Source organism: Psychrobacter sp. Ps2, assembly GCF_022129405.1.
Classification (GTDB): domain Bacteria; phylum Pseudomonadota; class Gammaproteobacteria; order Pseudomonadales; family Moraxellaceae; genus Psychrobacter.
Genome location: NZ_JADQAM010000058.1, coordinates 123039 through 146182, shown reverse-complemented (window position 1 = coordinate 146182; position 23144 = coordinate 123039). Strand labels below are relative to the sequence as shown.

The window sequence follows — 23144 nt, the reverse complement described above, 5'->3', positions numbered from 1 at the left end:
AAATAGCAAGCGCTGCCTACTTAAAAGAGGCTTACTCAGGATTTTGAGTCAATGGACGCGGCGTTTGCGGTGCTGAAACTGGCGCATCTAGACGAAACTGATCTTCTGCTTGCTTACGAGCATGAACAGCAAGCGTCATGCTCGTAATAAAAAATATGACCGTTAGTACTGCCGTAGCACGCGTCAAGAAATTAGCAGTACCTGCTGCGCCAAACACGGTACCTGATGAACCGGCACCAAAAGAAGCTCCAGCGTCTGCCCCTTTACCATGCTGTATCAGAATCAAGCCGATCATGGCAATGGCCACAATAATATGCAGGGCTAATATAAACGTAAACATGGTGGCCTCTTTTGCCGCGTAATGACGACTGATAACGGAAAATAAAACGTAAGGTTAATAGAATGACAATCGGCATGATCAAATGCCAAATCGACTATATAAATAAGGCGCATTGTACACGATTGCAAGGGCAGTGTTAAACCTACTTTTACCAACCGATAAAACCATACTCTCTATAAGCTATGATCTTGATATCTGAGCGTTATTTATTCATTTAAACATTGGCTTGGTTAAATGCATCGGCAATCGCCAGAAAGCTCTCTGCTTTCAATGAAGCACCGCCCACTAACGCACCATCAATCATAGCGTCAGAGGCAAAGCTATCGGCATTATCAGCATTAACACTACCGCCATACAGCACGGTAATCGTATCTGTTATATCAGCAAAGCTTGCAACCGTTTGCTTAATATACTGATGAGTCTTACTCACTTCTGCCACAGTAGGTACTTTACCTGTACCAATGGCCCATACAGGTTCGTAAGCGATGAGCAGCTTTTCAGATAACGATGATGCTAACTCTGGCTGTTGAGTCAGTAAGTCTTTAATCACCGAGAGTTGCTCATTGATAACGTCGAGTGTTTGACCATTGTCATACTGCTCTTGCGTTTCGCCGATACAAAATACCACACCTAAGCTTTGAGAAAACGCATGAGACAATTTGCTTATCAGGCATTCATGAGACTCTTTGTGATATTGACGACGCTCAGAGTGGCCAAGTAGCGTCCAAGTAGCACCTGCATCTGCTACCTGCTGTGCTGAGCAGTCACCCGTATAGGCTCCTGTACTTGCACTATAGGTACTAACGTCCTGTGCTGCACAAAGTATTGAGCTATCTGCTAGACGCGTACTCACTGTATTTAAATGAACACAACTGGGCGCTACCATTAATTTACAGCGGTTTTTTGACGCCTGCGATTTGGCCTGTTCTTCAGTCTTAACTTTAGTCAATAAGTCGTCTAATAGTGCATTGACAGCACTGTTAGTCGCAGGATTCTGTTTCCAATTGCCAATTACCCAAGCTTGCATACTTATTTACCTTGTCTCATGTATTCATGCCAATTCGGCTAATATGCGCGTCAGTATAACAAATAATTCGTAAGTGCTATAGTAGCGTGCCACCATGAGCAGAATCACTTCTGCAAACTTATCTACAGACAATGCATCAATCGACCATTATTTTTACGAGCTAGTCGTCTAATGGTATATATAATTTTTTCAAACTAAAATAAAGTTCTATACTACAGAGTTTATAAAATCAAATATTGTTGCTGGTTCTATATATAGATTTACAGGTAGATAAGATAAACAAAGCAAGATAGTTCGAGCGAGTTATCGACTAGCAACGACAAGTATATAGCGGGCAATACCGAGCAAGTCTACAGAATATTTTGTATCAAAGGAGAGGTTATAATGTCTATCGCAACCAGTAAGTACGGTGGTCTAGCGCAGCAACTGATTAGCGACGGTGTCGTTAGCGAAGCGAACATGAAGACGGCACAGATTGAGTCGCAGCAGCAGCAAATAGGACTGGTACCTTATCTGGTAGACAATAAATTGGCCGATGCTTATCAACTTGCCCAAATGCTATCCCAAGCTTTCGGTGACCCTCTATTCGATCTCGATGCATTAAACATTGATGTTATTCCAAAAGACTTGGTTGATGAAAAAATCGTTCGTAAGTTTAATGCTTTACCACTCTTTAAACGAGGACAACGTCTATTTGTCGCACTGAGTGATCCTACACGCGTTGATGCTATTGATGCGATTGCCTTTAACTCTCGACTGTCGATAGAAACCATTGTTGTCGAAGAAAATAAGCTTAAAAAGCGTATCGAAAGTGCATACGCAGATACGATGCAGAGCTTTGATAGCTTCTCTGATAGTGATTTAAATGTTGGCTTTGAAGACGGTGACGAAGATAAAGAGAATGACGAAACTAAGCTGAACGACGGCGTTGATGAAGCACCTGTCGTAAAATTCGTCAATAAAATGCTAGTCGATGCTATCCGTATGGGTGCTTCTGATTTACATTTCGAGCCATACGAAAAGTCTTTCAGAGTACGATTTCGTGTCGATGGCGTCATGCAAAAAATGGCCAGCCCACCGGTTCAACTTGCGAATAAAATTGCAGCACGTCTAAAAGTCATGTCGCAAATGGATATCTCAGAACGTCGGGTACCGCAAGATGGGCGTATTAAACTAAAAATTTCTAAGAATAAAGCCATTGATTTCCGGGTAAACTCATTACCGACGTTATTCGGTGAAAAGCTTGTTTTGCGTATCCTTGATCCATCATCAGCTATGCTAGGTATTGATGCATTGGGGTATGAACCAGATCAGCAGGAAATGTTTTTAGAGGCATTACACAAACCACAAGGCATGTTGCTTATCACTGGTCCTACTGGTTCTGGTAAAACGGTATCACTTTACACTGGTATCAATATTCTAAATACTGGCGCAACTAATATCTCAACGGCTGAAGATCCAGTCGAAATTAACCTTGAAGGAATCAACCAAGTCAACGTCAACGCCAAAGTTGGCCTAACGTTTGCCAATGCACTCAAGTCTTTTTTGCGTCAAGATCCTGATATTGTCATGGTCGGTGAGATTCGTGACCTTGAAACTGCTGAGATTGCTATTAAGGCAGCACAGACTGGACATATGGTTCTTTCTACTTTGCATACTAACTCGGCACCTGAAACATTAACGCGCCTACGCAATATGGGCGTCGCCTCCTTTAATATTGCCACGTCGGTTAACCTAGTCATTGCCCAACGTTTGGCACGACGTCTCTGTAAGAACTGTAAAAAACCTATTAACATCCCGCGTCAGAGCTTATTAGAGATTGGTTTTACTGATACTGATCTAGATAACACTGACAATATCATTTATGAACCAGTCGGCTGTAATGAATGCCGTGAAGGTTATAAAGGCCGTGTAGGTATCTATGAGGTGATGAAAGTCAGCCCTGATATTTCACGCATTATTATGGAAGATGGTAACGCAATAGATATCAAAGACGCTGCCATTAAAAACGGTTTTCGCGACTTGCGACGTTCTGGGATCTTAAAAGTTTTGCAAGGTGTCACGAGTATTCAGGAAATGATGCGAGTGACTTCTGAATAATAAGTAAAGTCATAGAATGTACCTGCTATTTTTTGGCAACTTAACTTATAGTTGTTAAGCAATTTATAAACTAGCAACATTGTCTATCAGATACTTTTAAAAATAAAACAGATAGACACTGGTTTTTTACGCTAAAATAAAGTATGCCTGACTAATGTCTTAAGTCTGGTATTCTATTGTAAATTTACAATATATATTGGACCATTTTGAGGGTAGTAATATGGCAAAAGCTAAGACCGATATGTTGTTAGATTTTGTTTACGACGGTGTTAATCGACGCGGACAGAAAGTTAAGGGCGAAACTACTAGTCGTAGCTTAGAGCTGGCGAAGGCAACCCTGCGTAAACAAGGTATCACGGTTAAAGGGATCAAGAAAAAACCAAAGCCACTTTATACTTTCAAAAAAGCTATTAAAGCCATTGATATTGCTATTTTTGCTCGACAGTTGGCAACAATGATGAAAGCAGGTGTACCATTAACCCAGTCTTTTGAAATCGTCGCCGATTCCCTCGATAATCCGAGTATGAAAGACTTAGTATTGAAAATAAAAGCAGACATTGAAGCAGGTGGTACTTTTGCTTCTGCATTGCGCAAACATCCTCGTTATTTTGATGATTTATTCTGCTCACTCGTTGAATCTGGTGAACAATCAGGTGCACTTGAGACGATGCTTGAACGAGTCGCTACTTACAAAGAAAAAAGCGAGCTTCTGAAAGCAAAAATAAAAAAGGCGATGAAGTATCCTATTGCTGTTATCGTAGTTGCTATCATTGTTACTATGATTCTATTGATAAAAGTAGTACCAGTATTCTCTGATCTATTTGAATCATTTGGCGCAGAGCTACCAGCGTTTACGCAAATGGTTGTTGGCATGTCCGAATGGATGCAGGCATGGTGGTTTATCCTTATCATTGCTATCGGCGGTACAATCATCGGCTTTTCAGAAGCTAAAAAAAGATCTAAGAAATTTCGTGACTTTTTAGACCGTGCTGTCTTAAAAGCTCCAATATTCGGCAATATCGCCTATCAAGCGATTATTGCACGCTTTTCTCGTACACTATCTACAACTTTTGCCGCGGGTGTTCCACTTATTGATGCCCTAGATTCTACTGCCGGTGCGACTAATAATGTTGTATTTTATAATGCCACTCAGCAAATTAAGAGTGATGTATCCACTGGTCAGCAATTACAGTTTTCCATACGCTCGACCAACTTATTCCCCAGTCTAGTCATTCAGATGGTTGGCATTGGTGAAGAGTCTGGTAGTTTAGAAGAAATGCTAGATAAAGTTGCTGTCTACTACGAAAACGAAGTTGATAATGCGGTTGATGGTTTGACGAGCTTAATGGAACCGTTAATTATGGCAGTATTAGGTGTATTAGTTGGTGGTCTAGTCATCGCAATGTACTTACCAATCTTCCAGATGGGCTCAGTAGTAGGATAATGATTTGATGCAATTTATACAGTTACTACAAGAGAACAGTACCCTAGCTTTATTCTTATTTGGCCTATTAGGTCTTTGTGTTGGCAGTTTTTTAAATGTTGTGATTCATCGCATACCGCTGATGATGTTGCATGGTTGGAGACAAGAGTGTAGCCAGTTTATGTCTGAACAGGCAGATATGCCACGCGAGCATACGCTGCCCATAGCAGATATTGTCGCTACTGACCAACCGATTACTTTAAGTCGACCTGCCTCTCGCTGCCCTCATTGCGCACATAAAATTAAGTGGTATGAAAACATCCCTTTAATAAGTTGGCTGTTACTACGCGGACGCTGTTCAAGTTGCAAAGCATCTATTGGTCTGCGTTATCCTCTCGTTGAGCTAGTAACTGCCCTCTTATCTGTATTAGTAATATATAAGTTTGGGGTAAATACTACAGGCTTGTCCGCATTGGTTTTAGTATGGACACTGGTAGCTCTAACAGGTATCGACTTTGACACACAGTTACTACCCGATCGCCTTACCTTTCCTTTGGCAGGCTTAGGATTAGCGGTGAATTCACAAAGTTGGTTTGTCACACCAACACAGTCGATATGGGGATTACTACTTGGGTTTTTATCGCTATGGATAGTAGTCAAGGTGTTTTACTTAATAACTAAAAAACATGGAATGGGTCAAGGGGATTTTAAATTACTAGCAGTATTAGGTGCTTGGCTCGGACCTATGATGTTACCTTTGATTATTCTACTATCATCTTTACTCGGCTCTATCGTTGGGCTGATCTTGATGAAAAAACAGGGTGAAAGCCGACCTTTTGCTTTTGGGCCTTATATCGCTATTGCAGGTATTGCTGCCTTATTATACGGCTCAGATATCGTCAGCTGGTATCTCGGTATGTATGTCTAATAACTGACAGCGCACATTAGATTATTGTAGTAAATATCATTGTAGGAAATTTTCGGCAGCGACTCATAAGTAAAGCTTTACAAGGCCGATTGTGAGTTCAAAGCTGCATTCATTGTTCTATCTATCAGATAAGCCACTATTATGTCAAAAAATATATCGCACTCTTATTCACACCAACCACAAACCACGCAACCAAAAAATAAGAAGCTCGTGGTTGGTTTGACGGGTGGTATCGGTAGTGGCAAATCTGCCGCTAGTGCTTGGTTTGCTGAGCAAGGCATCGATATTATTGATGCAGACGTGATCGCCCATGAGACTGTCGCTAAAGGTAGCACCACTCTGCAGAAAATCCAGAAAAAGTTTGGTGATTGGATACTGACGGATGAGGGTGTCATGGATAGGGCTGCTGTACGTACACACGTATTTGCAAATCCTGAAGCGCTGATTGAGCTTGAGGCTATCACTCACCCAGCGATACGTGAGACAGCAAAGGCACAGCTAGATGCTAGTACTTCACCGTATATAGTCTTGTCTGCGCCCCTACTTATAGAGGCGGCAGAAGCAGGACTGGCTAATTTATGTCAACGTATTTTAGTCATGGATGCCACCGAAGACACGCAGCTTGCGCGTGCCAGTCAGCGTGATGATCAAAGCATACAAAAAATTAAGGCCATTATGACCAATCAGCTGAGTCGTGAAGAGCGTAATCGTCATGCAGACAATGTCATACTCAATGAGAGCGACCTTGCCTCTCTATATCTACAACTAGAACCCTTGCACCAAGAGTACCTTACGCTTGCCCAGCAGCTAAAGTTCGCTGGCGATTGACCTCATACAGTGCCATCCCAGTAGCAACACTCACGTTTAGGCTCTGTAGATTACCATGCTCGTTTCCTGACATTGGAATATAAACCAACTCATCACAGCTCTCCATTGTCAGGCGACGCATACCCTCTCCTTCTGAACCCATAATGATAGCGGTCTTGCCAGTTAGGTCAGCGGCATGTATTGGCTTAGCCTCTTCACTAAGTGCCGTACCAAATACAAAAACGCCTGCATTTTTGATTTGCGACAACGTGCGTGCCAAGTTCGTAACGCTGACAATCGGCATCATCTCTGCTGCGCCAACTGATACTTTAGCGACTGTTGGCGTTAGGCTCGCTGCATGGTGTTTTGGACAAACCACTGCATCCACACCCATAGCCACTGCGGTACGTAGGCAGGCGCCAAAGTTATGTGCATCAGTAATTTGATCTAGTACCAACAATAAGCATTGTTCACGGCCAATAATAGTATCAAGCAAACCTTCATCAGCGAAACCTAACGGACGAGCATTGAGCACCACGCCTTGATGCTGCGGACTGCCACATAATTGCGTTAGCTTGTCTTTTTGGGTTGGTTGAATACTAATGCCGTTTGCTTCCGCTTCGGCCATGATAGCTTGTACATGACTGTCACTCTCACGCCCTTGCTGCACAAACAAGCTAAGGCCATCAAGAGGACGATGTTCAAGTAACGCATCAATGGCATGAATGCCGTAAAAATAAATGGGTTTTGCCATAATAGGCCTACTAAATATAAAGTGGATATCGCACTAGGCGACGGAATAAAAGAGGGTAACGTCGGCTTTAAATGTCATAGCTCATTGATGATGAGAGAACAGTAAACCAAACGTCAAAAAAGAAATAAACAATACCAATCCGATATTGTTTATTTTCTCGAAACACTAATGTGTGATAGAACAGGCGCTAGAATGAAAGCTCGAGCGCCCTATTAATAATATCAGCCTTCTAGATGACAGACATATTGAACAATCTCTTCAGTACGTAGGTTAAAACCGCTATTGCCTTCAACGACAAATGATTGACCGGCACGGTAGTAGCTGAATTCATCGTCACCATTAATTTTCACTTCACACTCACCACTGGTGATTTCGATACGCTCAGAGGTATTGGTGCTAAAGTGATAATGCTCAACCAAGTTGTCACAAGGTAAGATAACGCCTAGCGTTTTATGACGACCATCCTCAAACATAATGGTATGGCTTGAGCAGCGACCATCATAAGATACTGTCGCTTGGGCATTAACTGTTACGTTAGTAAATTGCGCCGCTGTCATAGTGGCTTCCTTATCAAATAATTATGGCAAAACTAAAAAATAAGTAACGGGTTAAAGTACTGACAGAGTTGCACTGGGCTTCAAATACGCGACCAGTAAGCAAACACGCCTGCTTTAGATACTTTATCCCTCTATAGTAGATATCTGCGCGCTAAAGGTAGCCACAGGTTCTATGAAAACGCTTTTGAATAATGATTAAGTGGCATATCTTTTACCACTATACGCCTACAATTTTACAAAATTATGACTCGTTATTAGGTTGCATAGCGCATCAAACTCATAAGAAGAGTTTATCATTATGTGAGATTATGCTACCACATTATATCTATAAAGTTTGTTAAAGCGACGAGGAAAATTCTATTCGATGACAAGTATCTACCCGTTCGTTTAATATTCATTTGGTATTTTTCTAGGCGGATGCTAGACCATCATTTTAGGTATCTTTTTATCATTATCAGTCAAAATACTTCTTCTCATACTATGCTTATCTTTGGATATCCAATGACCCTAATGATTAATATCATAGGTATTATGTCGATGATTTATTGTCAGTTTTTAATAGTTTTATGGTAATCTCCCAATAATAAATTCTGTTATACCTCGTCTTAAAGTTTGTATTTACGCACATTTAACACCATACTATTTGCCTACAATATTTATCTAATTAGCAAGTTTAAATAGATATTTTCACTTCCTTATTTACCCTATTTATAGATGGCTTCCTAAGATTTATATGATGTCCATTGTCTGTCCTGAGAGGCGTTGATGCTAGTATCGTTAACTTTACATCAGTTTGCGTTGATTGCTCAGCATGAGCTGAGCGTGGCTGAAGGTTTTAATGTCATCACTGGTGAAACAGGTGCTGGCAAGTCGTTATTGCTAGATGCACTATCACTATGTGTCGGTGAGCGAGCAGACAGTGCGATGGTCAGGCATGGCGCTGCGCATGCGGATATCTACGCTCAATTCGATGTAGAAAATAACAGTATCGTCGCTGAGTGGTTTACCAAAAATGAGCGACCGCTAGAAGAGCCTGAAGTACTTATTCGTCGACAATTAAGCAATACTGGCCGCTCGAAAGCATGGCTAAATGGTTCACCGGTTAGCTTAGCGGAGCTAAAGAGTTTAGGCACTTTATTGGTCAATATACATAGCCAACATGCTCAGCAAGCATTGCTCAAGCCGCAATTTGTGGTGCAATGGCTTGATGAGATGGCCCAGATAACACCGCTCGCCATCCAAACTGCCAGTAGCTATCAAGCCTATCAGCAGCTAAAACGTCGCGCGGATGACATCGCGAGCCGCGAAGCCCAGCGTCAAGATCGTATTCAGTTGTTGCAGAGCCAATTAGCAGATATTGCGCCGTTATTGGCTGTGGACTACGCGGAAGTTGAATCTGAACACGAAGAGCTCTCCAATATTGAAGCCTTAATGCAAGAGGCCAGTCATGGTCTGCATTTGCTCGACAATGATACTGATGAACCAGACGTCATGACCTTGCTCGGACAAGCAATTAAACTCTGTGACAACCAAGTAGGCGTTAGCCAAACGTTTGAACAAGCTTCTGAACAGCTACATCTAGCACAGCAGCAAATCACTGAGGTAACTGCCCTGCTATCAGATTATGCCGAACAGCAGCTCCCTGATCCTGAACGCTTGCAAACATTAGACAACCTAATCAGCTTAGGACATCGTTTGTCACGTAAGCATAGCTTGCCCGCCAGTGATTTAATTGATGAAGCAAAAGGCTGGGAGGCGCAATTAGAGCAGCTAGAGAACGAGCCAAGTAGTGATGCAATGGCAGCGCAAATTGATCAGGCTTGGCAAGACTATCTCGCTCTGGCCACACAGTTAAATAAAGAGCGCACAAAAGCTGCCCCGGTAATTAGTAAGCAACTCATCAAACAACTACAACCGCTTGCGCTACCCAATGCTCGCTGTGAATTTGTCTTTACCAAAAAATCTGAACCTAGTCATTACAATGCACAAGGTTGCTACGATATTGATTTATTATTCAGCGCCAATGTCGGTATGCCAATGCAGCCCCTACATAAAATTGCTTCAGGTGGTGAACTGTCACGTATGGCACTCGTGATGCAAGTACTACAAGCGACCAATGCTGATAACAATGCCGCCAAGCCTATGTTGGTATTTGATGAGGTTGATGTCGGTATCAGTGGCGGTACTGCGCAAGTGGTTGGCGAACTGCTACGCTCGCTTGGGCAAACACAGCAATTACTGGCCATCACACACCAAGCACAAGTCGCAGCACAAGCGCATCAACATATCTTGGTACAAAAGCACCATCAAGAACAGACCGAAAGCGAGCTACTCATACTGACCAACAGTGCGCAAGTAGACGAGTTGGCGCGTATGTCTGGTGGTGTCATTATTACTGATGTCACGCGCGATCATGCCCGCAGCTTATTATCCGATGTTAAATAACGCTCTACCTGACCTATCTAACGTTAAATAACCGTTCGTTTTCATTAAAACGGATGGTTATCTGAGTCTATATGATGGTCAGTAGCAATTAGTGCGAATCTTGCTTTTCTATTGATTATCACCATATAGTGGTCTTTCACCCTTGTTATTAGGTTGCGTTTGTTTCTATGTCTAAAACCAATTTGACCCATCATTTTTTGATTGCAGCACCAGAGCTGTCAGACCCAAGGTTTGAGCAGGCACTTATATATATTTGCCGTCATGACAAGCACGGTGCGCTAGGTCTGATGGTCAATCGTCCGCTTGAGCAATCTCGCGTAGGTAAGCTACTAGAAGATTTAGATATTGAAGTGACCAATCCGCAGGTGATGGAAGATGTGGCATTAGAGGGTGGCCCTATGTATCCGGAGGTCGGCTTTGTGCTGCATACGGGTCAGCCAGAATGGGCGTCTTCTTTCGCTATTTCAGAGAACGTTTGCATCACGACTAGCCAAGATATTCTAAAGCGTATTGCCGCAGGCCAAGGCGTCGGTCACTATCAGCTGTGCCTAGGTCATGCCAGTTGGGGCAAAAAACAGCTAGACCAAGAGCTCAGTAATGGTGATTGGTTAGTCTGCCCTGCCGATCTAAATTTATTATTTGATACACCGTTTGAAGAACGCTGGCAAATCGCAGCCGACAAAATCGGAGTCAATTTCGACTATCTTAGTAGTGACATAGGTCATGCGTAATATCATACGCTCTGCGAATTTAGATAAAGACATAAAGGACACCCATTACTATGGTAGATAGCACTTTTACAGCCAGTAGCACAGACGCTATAGATAATGACATTGATATTGATACTCTTGATAACGATAGCAATATCACTGCTGAAACTATTGAGCCAGAAGTAAAGCCACATCTTATCTTGGCGCTAGACTACGGCGTCAAAAAGATGGGTATGGCGCTCGGTAATACCATTACGCAGACGGCACGTGCCTTTGACATTTTGGCAATGAATAACGGTCAGCCAGATTGGGACAACTTAATTGGTATCATTAAAGTTTGGGGCGTGGCGCAAGTCGTGGTCGGTCTACCGCTTAATATGGATGGCACTAGCTCCATGCTTTCAAAACGAGCACACAAATTCGCTCGTCGTCTGGCCCATAGAGTGATGGAGCAACATTTGCCAGTGACCGTATCACTGTGTGATGAGCGGCTGACTTCAATCGAAGCAAGAGAAATCGCATGGGACAATGGTTGGATAAAAAACGAACGCGACCCAATCGATGATATCTCCGCTTGTATCTTGATGTCGACCTATTTTGCTGATCCTAATAGCAGTATCGCTATCGATGCAATCAAAGCAGAATAAAGCAGCCAAATAGGTAAAAGACACGTGTGCGGCTATAATGTCACTTCGATACATCATACCTCTCAACGGATAAATGACTGATTAATATGACCACTGTCTCAGACCAACCTTCGCAACATAAGTCGCAACATGGTTTTGCTCCTCTTGCTATTGCCCGTATTAAAGGCGCACAGCGTGCCAACCAAATAGCGATTTATCTCATTTACGCGGCTATTTTCGCATTTGTGGTCTTTGGCACGATTGCTAGTATCAAAGCCTTCCATGATAACCAACTGCTTTATCAATTATTTTATAATTTGCCATATGCCCTAGTAGCCCTCACGATACCCATTACTATTTATGATGCGTTAGTCGTTTATCGTTATCGCTTGAATCAACCGTCGATGATTGCCATGAGTATTGGCGTATCAACCATTATATTGGTTGGCGGATTAATTTTTGCCGATACTGCATGGTTAGGGCTATCTTGTTGGCTAGGCGTGGCATTTTTATTTAAAGTAAGTTTTAAGCGATTTTTTAACTTTTTAGAAGTAGCTGATGTACCTGAAGTCGACGAAGAGGCTGAAAGTACTGAAGCATAGAAGACCTACAAAGTACGCCATGATAAGCACTTAAGCAAACTACTTACCCTACTCGTCCTCCAACCCACTTATTTAGCTTTACGATAATGACTATGACCACTTCGATACCAGACACGCCTATCCACCATCACTTAGATACTCAAGGGCTGATCTGTCCTGAGCCCGTCATGATGCTACACCGCGTCATTCGCAAAGCAGATGGCGGTGAAGTGATTGAAATATTGGCGACAGATCCTGCTACCACGCGCGACATTCCGAATTTCTGTCGTCATTTAGGTCATGAACTAGTAGGCCAAGAAACACTGGCTGAGAACGTGAGCTTAGACGCTGATCCTGATGAAATCACCATCGATAGCGATGATGATACGCCTGCAAGCGCGACGCTATATCGCTATCTGGTTAAGAAAAAAATGGCATGATAAATTTGACGTTATATTAATAACTGCCTGTTGTCGCTCACTTAACCCCTACCTGAGTATTATCCTATGAGTCGTGATCGTGCCGTGCAACAGCGCCAACCTAAAGCATTGGCGGTCGATGATGAGCCAGCTTATATGACTGAGTTCCGTCAAGCCATGCTGGCACGTGGTCTAGCGACGCGTACTCGTAACGCGTATGTGCGCGACCTGCGCTCCTGCGAGCTGACCAATTCTATCGCCCTGACGCGCTGGCAGCCTGATGATGTGCTGCACTGTCTGTCGCTCCTTGCTAAAGATGGCAAAACTCCACGTACACAAGCGCGTATGCTCTCAAGCTTGCGTCAGTTCTATCTATGGATGATTGCCAGCAATCTACGCGAAGACAATCCTTGTGAGCGTATTAAAAGTCCAAAGCTTGGACGTCCCCTGCCAAAGGACTTAGCTGAAGCGGATGTTGATAATCTACTTGCTGCACCTGATACCGGTACCGCGCTCGGTCTCCGTGATAAAGCCATGCTAGAAGTTTTATACGCCTGCGGTCTGCGGGTGAGTGAGTTGATTAACCTCTCATTAGAGCAAGTGAATCTAAACTCTGGTTGGCTACAAATCACGGGTAAAGGCAACAAAACGCGACTGGTGCCCCTCGGCGAATATGCAGCGGATGCATTGGAAGATTATCTGTCTCACGGGCGTGGCGACTTGATTGCTCATTTAAAATCAGGCAATTGCCAAGCGGTATTTTTGACGGCGCAAGGCGGCTATATGACTCGGCAGAACTTTTGGTATCTACTTAAGAAATATGCCAAAGTTGCCAGTATCGATAAAGAGTTATCCCCGCATACGCTACGTCACGCCTTTGCCACACATTTGCTCAATCATGGTGCAGATTTAAGAAGTGTGCAATTATTGCTAGGACATAGCGATTTATCCACCACGCAAATCTATACTCATGTTGCAACAGCGAGATTGCAGAAATTGCATGCGGAGCATCATCCACGTGGGTAGCCTTGCCATATTGTCATATGGGCAGCATTGAAATCTAATATTTATTGATGATTGTAAAAGGAATATATTGTGTCGCAAGCTCAACCGTCTGCCTTAACAAAGAGTCAAAACTCTGCACTTAGAAATCTTACTATCATGGGTTATTTAGAAGGTACGTCTTTTCTATTGTTACTTGGTATCGCGATGCCACTCAAATATATGTTCGATACTCCAGAAGCGGTGAGCTATGTCGATCCAGTGCATGGGGTATTATTCGTTGCTTATATCGTGGTGCTGGTCATTACGGCGAGCAGAATAAAAATGCCGCTGTGGGCGCTACCTGCAGGTGTGCTCGGCTCATTCTTGCCATTTGGGCCGTTTATATTTGATCATTTATTAAAGAAGAATTTGAGGAAGTAATTTCAAGAAAAATTCCATATCAGGAACGATGTATAGCTGAATGCGGCTAACTATAATGACACTCTATTCGTTTGCTGTATCTATCACTATTTTAGGATTACGTGCCCGTATCTCGCGATAAAAACGTGATTTGTCTTTTGGTGAGATTAGTATTTCTTCATCTTGATATGATATTTTAATCCTATCTAATGATAGAGCTGGCGCAGAACTCATACTTCGAGTCGGCGTCATATAGGTGATATCTGTAATCTCAATTTTTTGAACAGAGAACCCACTATCTACTTGTAGTTGGTCATTCGTTAATATGTACTCAGTACCGAAAAAAGGGATGAGCATTAGTGCTGCAAAAGGTATGAGAATAACCGTCGTTAATATAGTTTGTACGAGGGATTTGTGAGCACCTCGCTTCCACTGCCATAATGGAACAGACACAGTAAATAAACTCAAACCCCAGAGTAGCATTGCGAGCCAAAAGTCTACTTTGGATACGAATATAATGTCTGGCATAAATAATACTTAGCGACTATCAGGTTAAATTCGATTCTATATTAAGCGATACCTCTTATCTAATGTCTCTAACATTTTTTCTTAAAAGTTTTTGCGATATAGCAAAATGCAGTTCTAGAAATAGATAGCTGCAAACCCATCCTTTTCTAGTTACAATACCCTTATTAAAGTGCGTCATGATATACATGCTGCCTAACTAGGCTGCGCACTACCTTTTACCTATCTATTATCTGAGAATCCCATGAGCCATAGACCACCTGCTGACCTATTAAAAAACGCCGAACACTGGCGCGAAGATATCAATTTTCGCCAAGAAGTACTGGGTAAGCCGTTTGATTTTGCGACCACGTGGGGCATTTTTTCACCGCAAAAACTCGATGACGGTAGCTTGATGCTGCTTGATTATGTGGATTTTGAGCAAGATGATGATTCGATCGACTTGGGCTGTGGTTATGGCGTACTGGGTATGACGGCAGCACGTGAATGTCCGAATGGTCAGCATACGCTGATTGATAAAGACTTTATGGCGGTAGAATACGCACGTCGTAACTGTGAGAAAAATGGTCTAAACAATGTCGATGTACATTTATCAAATGGCTTTAATCATGTGGCAAAAGATAAAGACTTTAGCCTTGTGATGTCCAACTTGCCAGCCAAAGTCGGTAAGGAGCAGCATTATTTATACTTCCTCGATGCCTATGCACGCATGCGTAAAGGTGGCCGTTTTTATGTCGTGACCATCAATGGTCTGCGCCAATTTGTGAAACGCTCGTTTACCGAAGTGTTTGGCAATAGCGACAAAATCAAACAAGGTAAAACCTATACGATTACGATGGCGACCAAAGACTAGTTTTAGCTCTACCTGATTGAGTTTCAGTTATTCAAATTAAGATTGAAATCGACACAAAAAAGCACGCTAAATTAGATTTAGCGTGCTTTTTATTTTGTATGACCAACTATCCTTCTACATCTGGCGTTTTATCAAATATCCGCCTAATAGCGCGCTGCCGATAATCGGCAATAGCACCATGAGCATTGGTGAAAAGCCTGTGGCTAGCGATACAAAACCGACTAAGTCCTGAATATAGCTAAATAGCAAACCAAACAACAATGCCACGACGATACGCAAGCCTAAGCTGTGCGTCCGTAGCGAGCCAAAGACAAATGAGCAGGCGACAATCACTAGCGACAATATCGACAATGGCGATAGTAGCTTTTGCCAAAATGCGACTTCATGATCTAAAGAACGATTGCCCTGCTGATGCATAAACGTGCGATGCTCATACAGCTGCGTCAATGACAAATCCTCTGCCTTACGCGTTAGCAGATACACAGACTCTGGAGCAAATGGTAAGCTTAGCGTGTCTGATGGTGAACTGGCTTGGCTACTCTCAAAGCCCTGATTGATAGAGAGCTCAACCATATCATTTAGCTGCCACTCGTAACGATACTGCTCGCTTGGCTTTTCACTATTCACATCAATTGGTTCACGGCCAGTATACTTTCCACCTTCCGCATGGACAGCAGTTTGCAAATTACCGTTGTTATCCAAATGCCAGCGTTTCACCTCACCAATATTACCCGCGACATCAGCATAATCGATATATAAAACGTCGCTACCATCAGGTGTAGCACTGCCATCTTCTGCGGTTTCGAAACGTGGCTGTATCGTCCAGTAGCCGCGCACTGATGTGACCAGTGAGGTGCTATCCTCATCATTAATCTGTTTTGCCAACTGATTAGAAGACGGTAAAACGAACTGGTTGATAGCTAATGCCAACAGTACAAATATCAAAGCGGGCTGTAATACCCAGCCGACGATACGATAAATACTGACCCCAGCCGCGCGCATGACGACCAGCTCGCTTTTATTGGCCAGCAAGCCCAATCCTATGACGGCACCAAGTAACGCACCCGTTGGAATAAATTGCTCTAAAAAGTAAGGCGAACGATAAAAGATATATTTGAGCGCCTCGCCCATGGTGTAGTTATCATCTAACGAATCAAGCTCTGATAAGTAAGAAAAAATCAGCTGCAACGCCCATAAACCAATGACGGCAGCAATAATAGCCAATAGAGCGTTGAGTTTGACATAGCGACTGAGGACTTTTAGATTGGCAGGTTTTTTAGCCAATTGATCAGACTCAGCTGATTTAGCAAATAAAGAGCGCATTAAGACTGCCCTCCTTGTGAGCTGTTGTTCTGATTATCTATGTCGCTAACTGAACTAGTTGTGGCAGCGGCTAGCCTATTTTCTTGTTTGCGAAAGCGCAATCGATGTTGCACACGGCTACCCCAATTCATATAAAGCGCCAATGCCATAAATCCTAAAATAAGCCATGCATATGCCCATACGCTGATGCTATCTTTGCTCACTGCGTTTTTTAGCGAAATGATACCTAATGCACAACTGACAAATAATAAGATAGAAGGGAACAAGCGCAGCCAACGTCCTTGACGCGGACGGACTTGCGCCAGTGGCACGGCCAACATAGGCGCGATAATCATCAGCCATGGTAGCGCCAAACGATAGCCAAGCTCACCTTGTGCAGCACGCATTGCACTATTCGTACCTGATGGTGAGCTACTCGTAGCGGCCTGCCACAATGGTCCTATTTGTTGCGTTTCAATATTGTCTTCGGTGATAACTTCCTGTGAAGACTCAGTCAAGGTAATGCGATAACGATCAAAAGCGACTTGATTATATTTGAGACTGCCTGCGCCAACTTCGTAACGACGTCCTTGAAACAGATCCAACTGAGTCACGCCGCTATTGCCAGTATCTACTTGCTCAGCACGCTTAGCCAACGTGATCGTGTCTTTGCTGATGTCCTTTGCACCACTACTTATAATATCTTTTGGAATATCAGAGATGCCAATTTGTTCAGCTGTTTCGCTGTCAATCGTGTTATTCATATTAGTAGCATTGACATTAGCATCGACATCTTCAGCAGCACCACCTTTTTTAGCAGGTTCTGATTGTATCAATATCACATCTTGCAACTTTTTCTTATCATCGCTGAGACTACCCACATATAAATGATAATTACTGCTACTGATAAACTCGTTCGGACGAATCAAGTCGAACGCACTGGTCAATGCTTGCTGCTGCCACACAGCCTCAGACGAGCGTACGCCCCAAGGCTTGCCAACGACAGATAGCGCCGCCTCGCCGACGAACAATGCCAATATTAATGGTGTCATTAACCGAGCAAGCTTACCTCGAGACACGCCACTAGCATTGATCACTGCCATTTCTTGATCAACATATAAGCGGCCAAATACCAGCATCAAAGCGATAAAGAATGCTAACGGTAATATCAGCTCTAAAAAGTACGGTAGGTTATACCCAATGATCGTAAACAGTAGGCTGACGTCCAAACGACCTTCAGCAGCGATGCCAAAATAGCGTATCAAACGACCGCCGAGCATCATCACTACCAAAAACCCCAACACTAAGGCAGTGGTCGAGGCAACTTGTTGTGTCATGTAGCGGCGTAATATCACAATGGGTACTCTTAAACGGTTGGTATGTGCGCAATTGATGATGAGCTTATTGACTATTTAGGTCGTACAACGACACATCACCAGCATGATATGAGTCATTTAGATAATCAAATAACGATAAACTTCACTAAGCGACTGGTTAGTCATACTCAATAAACACAAGCGACAAATATAACCGCTAATGCTAGCATGTTTTGCCTAAAAATGGCTGTGAAATGTGTTTGAAAACATTACCTACACCTTGCTGAGAGCGGATTATTGACAGTAAGTAACAAATATAGCAAATATTGGATAAATAATTGATAAAACCTCAAATTACATTACATTAATAGTATTTATGGCGTTAAGTTTTTGCTTTATTTATTTTAGAAAGGTTTGTTTGTCATTCGTATCATCGAACATTTATCTCTGTTATTAATTGCTAGACTGACTGATAGAAAAATATACTTATATTGTCAAACGGAGAATAATACTAATGAATAAAACGACCTCTACACCTTCTACCCTACTTGAGCTCGCTGGCGGCACATTCGATGCGCTTGACTGGTCAAATTGCGCGCTCGTTCTTATCGACTATCAAAACGAATACGTCGATGGAGCTATGCCATTAGGGGACGCTGGGGCAAAAGCAATCGCCAATGCGCGCCTACTACTCGATAGAGCGCGTCAGCAAGACTTACCTATCTTCCACATTACCCATCATGGTGCCGAGAATGGCAATGTCTTTGATCCTCTATCAGCTAACGTTGAGATCGTCGAACAATTGCAGCCTCAAGATGGCGAAACAGTAATTGCCAAAAAGCATCCGAATGCCTTTTATGATACGCAATTACAATCACTGATTTCAGCAGCAGAAAAAAAGCAGATTATTTTTGCAGGTTTTATGAGCCATATGTGCGTCAGCTCAAGCGTCCGCGCCGCATTTGATTTAGGTTTCGATAGTTTCGTCTGTCACGATGCCTGTGCCACTCGCGACTTACCTAGCGCTACAAGAGAGCCGATAAGCGCTGAAATCATGCATGATACTGCCATGGCCGCACTACAAGACAGATTTGCCGCGATGGTAACGACCGATGAATTGGTCAATGGCTAGTATGTTGGCATCATCGGAGAATGATAATGTAACCGTTAAACCATAGCGTAAGTTAGTACAGCATAATAATTCAAACGTATTACCCAAGACTTGCTAACTGCGCACGATTATCGCAATATGCTACACTACTGTGATTGCTCAACAGACCAAATAATTTAATAATCTGACAGGTATAAGCAGTCATTTAAATCCTGCAATTTTCATAACTCTAATAAGGATAACTATATGAATATCAAATTATCTCAGCATTTACCAAAGACCCATACGCAAAAAATCCTGAAAAAAGAAGCCAAAAGTAAAGACGATGCTTGTCTGGTTGTATTGGTCGATGACAAGAAAAACATTCTTGCTGAATCTGTGCTGACCGAATATACCACTCGTATTGAGCAGCTGATTGAAGTATCTCACTTCAAGGGCACTACCTGTGAGACTGTTGCTGACTACGCATTAGCAGGTGATAAAAAAACCACTAAGCAAAACCCTGTACAACTGCTGTTGGTCGGTGTAGGTAACACTGATAAGTTCAACAACACCGTACTGCAAAAAATCGCCAACACTATCTATAGCAGCACACAAAAGCGTGTGTCTTCTATCACTGTCGCATTGGGTGATGCACTGGAAGAAAATCACTTTGGTCAATTTGCCCTTAATCTACTAGCAGCAAGCTACCGCTTTGACAAGTATAAGTCTGAGCAAGCGATTCCTGTATTGACTGATGTTTATCTGTTAGCTGATGAGTCACTACAGCCTGCACTTGCCTTTGCTCAGTCAGTATTTGCTGGTCAGAGCCTCACTCGTGATGTGGCCAATGAACCTGGCAATATATGCTTCCCAGCTTACATGGCTGAACAAGCTCAAGAACTTGCAAAAACTTACCCTGACCTATTAACCGTGAAGGTACTAGGTGAGGACGAGATGTCAGCGCTAGGTATGCATTGCTTCTTGGCCGTTGCACAAGGCTCTACCAAAGAAGGTAAACTGGTACTCATGGAGTACCGTGGTAAATCAGAATTTAGTTCAAATGCAGGCACTACCGAGCACACCACTAGCAACGCAAAAGTGAGTGGTCTAAAGGCATTGGCCGATAAACTACCAACCAAAAAGTCAGCTAAAAATGCAAGCAAAAATAGCAATGACCATGCACAAGCGACCAATGACGACGCACCTATCGTATTAGTCGGTAAAGGCGTAACCTTTGATTCAGGCGGTATCTCAATCAAGCCAGGTGCGGCGATGGATGAGATGAAGTTTGACATGGGTGGTTCGGCGTCAGTACTTGGTACAATCAAAGCGTTGTGCGAAGCTCGTCTACCAATCAACGTCGTTGGTGCGCTAGCCTGTGCTGAAAACATGCCATCAGGTGATGCAACACGTCCAGGCGATATCGTCAAAGCGATGAATGGTAAATCAGTCGAAATCTTAAATACTGATGCTGAAGGTCGTTTAGTACTAGCAGATACCTTGTGCTACGTGCAGCGCTATCAGCCAAAAGCCATCATCGATGTTGCCACCTTGACTGGCGCTTGTGTGGTTGCACTAGGTCATGTGCGTTCAGCAGTATTTAGTAATGATGAAGATGTCCTGTTTGATTTAGAAAATGCCAGTAACCTATCAGGCGATCTTATTTGGCATATGCCTTTGGATGATGAATATCAAGCTCAGATTGATTCACCAATCGCTGATATGCAAAACATCGGTGGTAAAGGTGCTGGCGCGGTAACTGCCGCCTGCTTCTTGTCGCGTTTCATTGAAGAAGGTCAAGCATGGGCGCATTTAGACATCGCTGGTACTGCATGGAACTCAGGCAAAGACAAAGCAGCCACTGGACGTCCTGTACCACTGTTTATGCAATATCTAAAAAACAGCGCAGAGATGGCTTAATCCATTTATGAAAATTAGTTTTTATGTATTAAGTGAAAGTAAGGCCCAAGATTTCTTGGGCTTTATTTGTCAGCTGACTCAGACGGCGCTTAACAAAAGCGCTCAGTCTTTGCTGATTTTAATTGAAGATGAGACATTACTAGCAAATCTAGATACGGCACTTTGGGCACAAGATTCTACGAGTTTTATACCGCATCAATGTCTTTCTGATAATGACAATAAAAGTACCAATGATAGAGGTACTGATGATAGCAACATCGCTACTCATAAATCATTAGCGCCTGTACTACTAGGCAATCATATGCCAGCAGATTTTAATGGTATCGTGCTCAATACAACGACACGTCCCGTCAACGATTTCATGGCTGCTACTAATAATTCAAAACCTTCCCGAATCCTTGAGCTGATCCGACCTGATGCTACAAGTACACAAGAAGGTCGCAACAAATATAAAGCCTACCAGCAATTAGGTTACGATCTGACCCACTTTAAGGTGTAGCTCTGCCGTTTATTTTCCTCTTACCTTTTATAGCGAAATCTCTTCCTAACCTATATATCATTGCCTATATCGCTGCTTTTGCTCTCCTATAAATGAGGTATTCTGAGTAGCTAGCCCTTGCCTATAAGTGCTGCATTCTTTTTATACTAGTTGTATAACTCTACTATCCCTCTGTTTGCACGCAACAGCTACTGCTATGAGCGGTATGCGAATATGTCAAAAAATGCTACCATTCTTCGATAAATTTTCTGTTGTGACAATTCACTTACTTTTAACGGACTTGAGGGTGTACAGATGCGTTCATTGATTGCGATGTATCAGCGTATAGGGCTGGTGCCGCTTATTATTATTGGTTTGGTGTTAGGGGTATTGATTGGTTGGCTAGCGCCAAGTATCGGCACCGCCATAGGGTTGCTCGGTACACTATTTGTCGGCGCACTAAAAGCAGTCGCTCCCATCCTAGTATTTATTCTGGTTATGGCAGCCATTAGTCAACATCGCAGTGGCAATGAAGTCTACGTAAAGCCTGTGCTTATCATGTACATGTTCGGCACTTTTTTGGCAGCGCTAACGGCAGTCGGTGCCAGCTTTTTGTTCCCAACTGAGCTGGTCTTGATCAACGCCGATATCGCGCAAGTACCACCTGCCGACCTAAAAGAAGTCTTGACGAACTTGCTCATGAACTTGGTTGCTAATCCGATCAATGCAATCGCTGAAGCCAACTATATTGGTATCTTAGCATGGGCAATTATTATCGGTTTTGCATTGCGCCAAGCCAGTGATACTGCTCGCAATGTTGTCGGTGATTTTGCTGATGCCATCTCACAAGTGGTTAAATGGATTATTGCTTTAGCCCCATTTGGTATCTTAGGCCTAGTCGCTAGCACGGTTGCTGAGACAGGCTTTGCTTCTTTGGCAGGCTACGCGCGTATCTTAATGGTATTAATCAGCTGTATGTTATTCATTGCGTTGGTCGCCAATCCGCTTATCGTCCTTATTAAAACGGGCAAAAATCCTTATCCACTCGTGTTCAGATGTCTGCGCGAATCAGGAATTACCGCCTTCTTTACGCGCAGTTCAGCGGCCAATATTCCAGTCAATATGAACCTTGCCCGTAAGCTTGGATTGCATGAAGACACTTATTCGGTGACCATTCCACTAGGTGCCACTATCAATATGGCTGGTGCTGCGATTACCATTAATGTCTTAACGCTTGCTGCTGCTCACACGTTGGGTATCGAAGTGACGTTTGCATCAGCGCTGCTACTCAGTCTGGTTGCTACGATTAGTGCTTGCGGTGCTTCTGGTGTTGCTGGTGGTTCATTACTATTGATTCCACTCGCTGCTAGCTTATTTAGCATTCCAAATGATATCGCGATGCAAGTGGTTGCGATTGGCTTTATCATCGGTGTGATTCAGGATTCAGCTGAGACTGCCTTGAACTCTTCTACTGATGTATTATTTACAGCAGCAGCTGATCCGACGTATTCGCGTTAATTTTTGCTGAAATGTTTT

23 protein-coding genes are annotated in these 23144 nt (G+C 43.0%); 16 read left to right on the top strand and 7 right to left on the bottom strand.

The genetic code is table 11. From position 1 onward, the window contains the following. Positions 1-31: 31 nt before the first annotated feature. Both secG and tpiA read right to left on the bottom strand, forming a co-directional pair. A complete protein-coding gene (gene secG, locus I3254_RS09995) occupies positions 32-340 on the bottom strand; it encodes a preprotein translocase subunit SecG (RefSeq protein ID WP_021814138.1) in 309 nt (102 codons plus the stop codon). Positions 341-554: 214 nt separating this feature from the next. Further along, a complete protein-coding gene (tpiA, locus tag I3254_RS09990) occupies positions 555-1367 on the bottom strand; it encodes a triose-phosphate isomerase (RefSeq protein WP_238052751.1) in 813 nt (270 codons plus the stop codon). 384 nt (positions 1368-1751) lie between these two features. On the opposite strand from tpiA, the gene pilB reads away from it, so the two are divergent. From pilB to coaE, 4 genes are all read left to right on the top strand, one after another. Beyond that, positions 1752-3467 (top strand): type IV-A pilus assembly ATPase PilB, encoded by a 1716-nt coding sequence (pilB, locus tag I3254_RS09985; RefSeq protein WP_238052750.1) that lies wholly within the window; start codon positions 1752-1754, stop codon positions 3465-3467. A gap of 220 nt (positions 3468-3687) precedes the next feature. Beyond that, a complete protein-coding gene (locus I3254_RS09980) occupies positions 3688-4911 on the top strand; it encodes a type II secretion system F family protein (RefSeq protein WP_238052749.1) in 1224 nt (407 codons plus the stop codon). 7 nt (positions 4912-4918) lie between these two features. Beyond that, positions 4919-5818: an A24 family peptidase gene (locus I3254_RS09975; protein WP_160021382.1), complete on the top strand. Its 900-nt coding sequence runs from the start codon at positions 4919-4921 to the stop codon at positions 5816-5818. 141 nt (positions 5819-5959) lie between these two features. Beyond that, complete coding sequence (gene coaE / locus I3254_RS09970) at positions 5960-6646, top strand: dephospho-CoA kinase (protein ID WP_102078745.1); 687 nt, start codon at positions 5960-5962, stop codon at positions 6644-6646. Here coaE and rlmB read toward each other — a convergent pair. Continuing rightward, on the bottom strand, positions 6609-7379 hold the full coding sequence (gene rlmB / locus I3254_RS09965) for a 23S rRNA (guanosine(2251)-2'-O)-methyltransferase RlmB (RefSeq protein ID WP_102078746.1): 771 nt from the start codon (positions 7377-7379) through the stop codon (positions 6609-6611). The genes coaE and rlmB overlap by 38 nt on opposite strands. Before the next feature lie 221 nt (positions 7380-7600). Next, complete coding sequence (locus I3254_RS09960) at positions 7601-7936, bottom strand: pyrimidine/purine nucleoside phosphorylase (protein ID WP_057757729.1); 336 nt, start codon at positions 7934-7936, stop codon at positions 7601-7603. Between the two features lie 765 nt (positions 7937-8701). Between I3254_RS09960 and recN the strand changes: the two genes are divergently transcribed. The 7 genes from recN (at position 8702) to I3254_RS09925 (ending at position 14142) form a co-directional block, all read left to right on the top strand. Continuing rightward, the gene (recN, locus tag I3254_RS09955; RefSeq protein ID WP_238052748.1) at positions 8702-10381 is read left to right on the top strand and encodes a DNA repair protein RecN; all 1680 of its coding nucleotides are present in this window, start codon (positions 8702-8704) and stop codon (positions 10379-10381) included. Between the two features lie 167 nt (positions 10382-10548). Next, on the top strand, positions 10549-11112 hold the full coding sequence (locus tag I3254_RS09950) for a YqgE/AlgH family protein (RefSeq protein ID WP_101204671.1): 564 nt from the start codon (positions 10549-10551) through the stop codon (positions 11110-11112). 50 nt (positions 11113-11162) lie between these two features. After that, positions 11163-11738, top strand: coding sequence for a Holliday junction resolvase RuvX (gene ruvX, locus I3254_RS09945; protein WP_269117537.1), 576 nt, complete (start codon positions 11163-11165; stop codon positions 11736-11738). Positions 11739-11824: 86 nt separating this feature from the next. Next, positions 11825-12319, top strand: a complete 495-nt coding sequence (locus I3254_RS09940; RefSeq protein ID WP_134292251.1) for a hypothetical protein — start codon at positions 11825-11827, stop codon at positions 12317-12319. A 92-nt stretch (positions 12320-12411) separates the two neighbouring features. Beyond that, complete coding sequence (gene tusA, locus I3254_RS09935) at positions 12412-12738, top strand: sulfurtransferase TusA (RefSeq protein WP_238052747.1); 327 nt, start codon at positions 12412-12414, stop codon at positions 12736-12738. 66 nt (positions 12739-12804) lie between these two features. Beyond that, positions 12805-13743, top strand: a complete 939-nt coding sequence (gene xerD / locus I3254_RS09930) for a site-specific tyrosine recombinase XerD (protein ID WP_238052746.1) — start codon at positions 12805-12807, stop codon at positions 13741-13743. 69 nt (positions 13744-13812) lie between these two features. After that, positions 13813-14142, top strand: coding sequence for a DUF3817 domain-containing protein (locus tag I3254_RS09925; RefSeq protein WP_238052745.1), 330 nt, complete (start codon positions 13813-13815; stop codon positions 14140-14142). A 63-nt stretch (positions 14143-14205) separates the two neighbouring features. On the opposite strand, the gene I3254_RS09920 is transcribed toward I3254_RS09925, so the two are convergent. Continuing rightward, complete coding sequence (locus I3254_RS09920; RefSeq protein ID WP_238052744.1) at positions 14206-14649, bottom strand: PH domain-containing protein; 444 nt, start codon at positions 14647-14649, stop codon at positions 14206-14208. A gap of 241 nt (positions 14650-14890) precedes the next feature. Here I3254_RS09920 and I3254_RS09915 point away from each other — a divergent pair, with 241 nt between their 5' ends. Next, complete coding sequence (locus tag I3254_RS09915; protein WP_101204678.1) at positions 14891-15499, top strand: methyltransferase; 609 nt, start codon at positions 14891-14893, stop codon at positions 15497-15499. Positions 15500-15613: 114 nt separating this feature from the next. On the opposite strand, the gene lptG is transcribed toward I3254_RS09915, so the two are convergent. Together lptG and lptF are read right to left on the bottom strand one after the other, a co-directional pair. Beyond that, entirely contained in the window at positions 15614-16822 is a 1209-nt protein-coding gene (gene lptG / locus I3254_RS09910) for an LPS export ABC transporter permease LptG (protein ID WP_238052743.1), read from the bottom strand. Next, positions 16822-18138 carry an LPS export ABC transporter permease LptF gene (gene lptF / locus I3254_RS09905; protein ID WP_238052742.1) on the bottom strand — a complete coding sequence of 439 codons (1317 nt, stop codon included), beginning with the start codon at positions 18136-18138 and terminating at the stop codon, positions 16822-16824. The genes lptG and lptF overlap by 1 nt, the downstream gene beginning before the upstream one ends. A gap of 493 nt (positions 18139-18631) precedes the next feature. Here lptF and I3254_RS09900 point away from each other — a divergent pair, with 493 nt between their 5' ends. From I3254_RS09900 to sstT, 4 genes are all read left to right on the top strand, one after another. After that, entirely contained in the window at positions 18632-19249 is a 618-nt protein-coding gene (locus I3254_RS09900; RefSeq protein WP_238052741.1) for a cysteine hydrolase family protein, read from the top strand. A gap of 225 nt (positions 19250-19474) precedes the next feature. After that, positions 19475-21130 (top strand): leucyl aminopeptidase, encoded by a 1656-nt coding sequence (locus tag I3254_RS09895; protein ID WP_238052740.1) that lies wholly within the window; start codon positions 19475-19477, stop codon positions 21128-21130. A gap of 7 nt (positions 21131-21137) precedes the next feature. Continuing rightward, positions 21138-21629: a DNA polymerase III subunit chi gene (locus tag I3254_RS09890; protein ID WP_238052739.1), complete on the top strand. Its 492-nt coding sequence runs from the start codon at positions 21138-21140 to the stop codon at positions 21627-21629. A gap of 294 nt (positions 21630-21923) precedes the next feature. Continuing rightward, entirely contained in the window at positions 21924-23126 is a 1203-nt protein-coding gene (sstT, locus tag I3254_RS09885; RefSeq protein ID WP_057757687.1) for a serine/threonine transporter SstT, read from the top strand. The last annotated feature ends 18 nt before the right edge of the window (positions 23127-23144 follow it).

What these genes read in the sequence shown, in the direction of transcription:
- recN (WP_238052748.1), top strand. Translation starts at nt 8,702, where the DNA reads ATGCTAGTATCGTTAACTTTACATCAGTTTGCGTTGATTGCTCAGCAT.
- rlmB (WP_102078746.1), bottom strand. Translation starts at nt 7,379, where the DNA reads ATGGCAAAACCCATTTATTTTTACGGCATTCATGCCATTGATGCGTTA.
- ruvX (WP_269117537.1), top strand. Translation starts at nt 11,163, where the DNA reads ATGGTAGATAGCACTTTTACAGCCAGTAGCACAGACGCTATAGATAAT.
- I3254_RS09960 (WP_057757729.1), bottom strand. Translation starts at nt 7,936, where the DNA reads ATGACAGCGGCGCAATTTACTAACGTAACAGTTAATGCCCAAGCGACA.
- I3254_RS09915 (WP_101204678.1), top strand. Translation starts at nt 14,891, where the DNA reads ATGAGCCATAGACCACCTGCTGACCTATTAAAAAACGCCGAACACTGG.
- secG (WP_021814138.1), bottom strand. Translation starts at nt 340, where the DNA reads ATGTTTACGTTTATATTAGCCCTGCATATTATTGTGGCCATTGCCATG.
- xerD (WP_238052746.1), top strand. Translation starts at nt 12,805, where the DNA reads ATGAGTCGTGATCGTGCCGTGCAACAGCGCCAACCTAAAGCATTGGCG.
- I3254_RS09900 (WP_238052741.1), top strand. Translation starts at nt 18,632, where the DNA reads ATGAATAAAACGACCTCTACACCTTCTACCCTACTTGAGCTCGCTGGC.
- I3254_RS09975 (WP_160021382.1), top strand. Translation starts at nt 4,919, where the DNA reads ATGCAATTTATACAGTTACTACAAGAGAACAGTACCCTAGCTTTATTC.
- I3254_RS09895 (WP_238052740.1), top strand. Translation starts at nt 19,475, where the DNA reads ATGAATATCAAATTATCTCAGCATTTACCAAAGACCCATACGCAAAAA.
- lptG (WP_238052743.1), bottom strand. Translation starts at nt 16,822, where the DNA reads ATGCGCTCTTTATTTGCTAAATCAGCTGAGTCTGATCAATTGGCTAAA.
- tusA (WP_238052747.1), top strand. Translation starts at nt 12,412, where the DNA reads ATGACCACTTCGATACCAGACACGCCTATCCACCATCACTTAGATACT.
- lptF (WP_238052742.1), bottom strand. Translation starts at nt 18,138, where the DNA reads ATGACACAACAAGTTGCCTCGACCACTGCCTTAGTGTTGGGGTTTTTG.
- I3254_RS09980 (WP_238052749.1), top strand. Translation starts at nt 3,688, where the DNA reads ATGGCAAAAGCTAAGACCGATATGTTGTTAGATTTTGTTTACGACGGT.
- sstT (WP_057757687.1), top strand. Translation starts at nt 21,924, where the DNA reads ATGCGTTCATTGATTGCGATGTATCAGCGTATAGGGCTGGTGCCGCTT.
- I3254_RS09920 (WP_238052744.1), bottom strand. Translation starts at nt 14,649, where the DNA reads ATGCCAGACATTATATTCGTATCCAAAGTAGACTTTTGGCTCGCAATG.
- pilB (WP_238052750.1), top strand. Translation starts at nt 1,752, where the DNA reads ATGTCTATCGCAACCAGTAAGTACGGTGGTCTAGCGCAGCAACTGATT.
- coaE (WP_102078745.1), top strand. Translation starts at nt 5,960, where the DNA reads ATGTCAAAAAATATATCGCACTCTTATTCACACCAACCACAAACCACG.
- I3254_RS09950 (WP_101204671.1), top strand. Translation starts at nt 10,549, where the DNA reads ATGTCTAAAACCAATTTGACCCATCATTTTTTGATTGCAGCACCAGAG.
- I3254_RS09890 (WP_238052739.1), top strand. Translation starts at nt 21,138, where the DNA reads ATGAAAATTAGTTTTTATGTATTAAGTGAAAGTAAGGCCCAAGATTTC.
- I3254_RS09940 (WP_134292251.1), top strand. Translation starts at nt 11,825, where the DNA reads ATGACCACTGTCTCAGACCAACCTTCGCAACATAAGTCGCAACATGGT.
- tpiA (WP_238052751.1), bottom strand. Translation starts at nt 1,367, where the DNA reads ATGCAAGCTTGGGTAATTGGCAATTGGAAACAGAATCCTGCGACTAAC.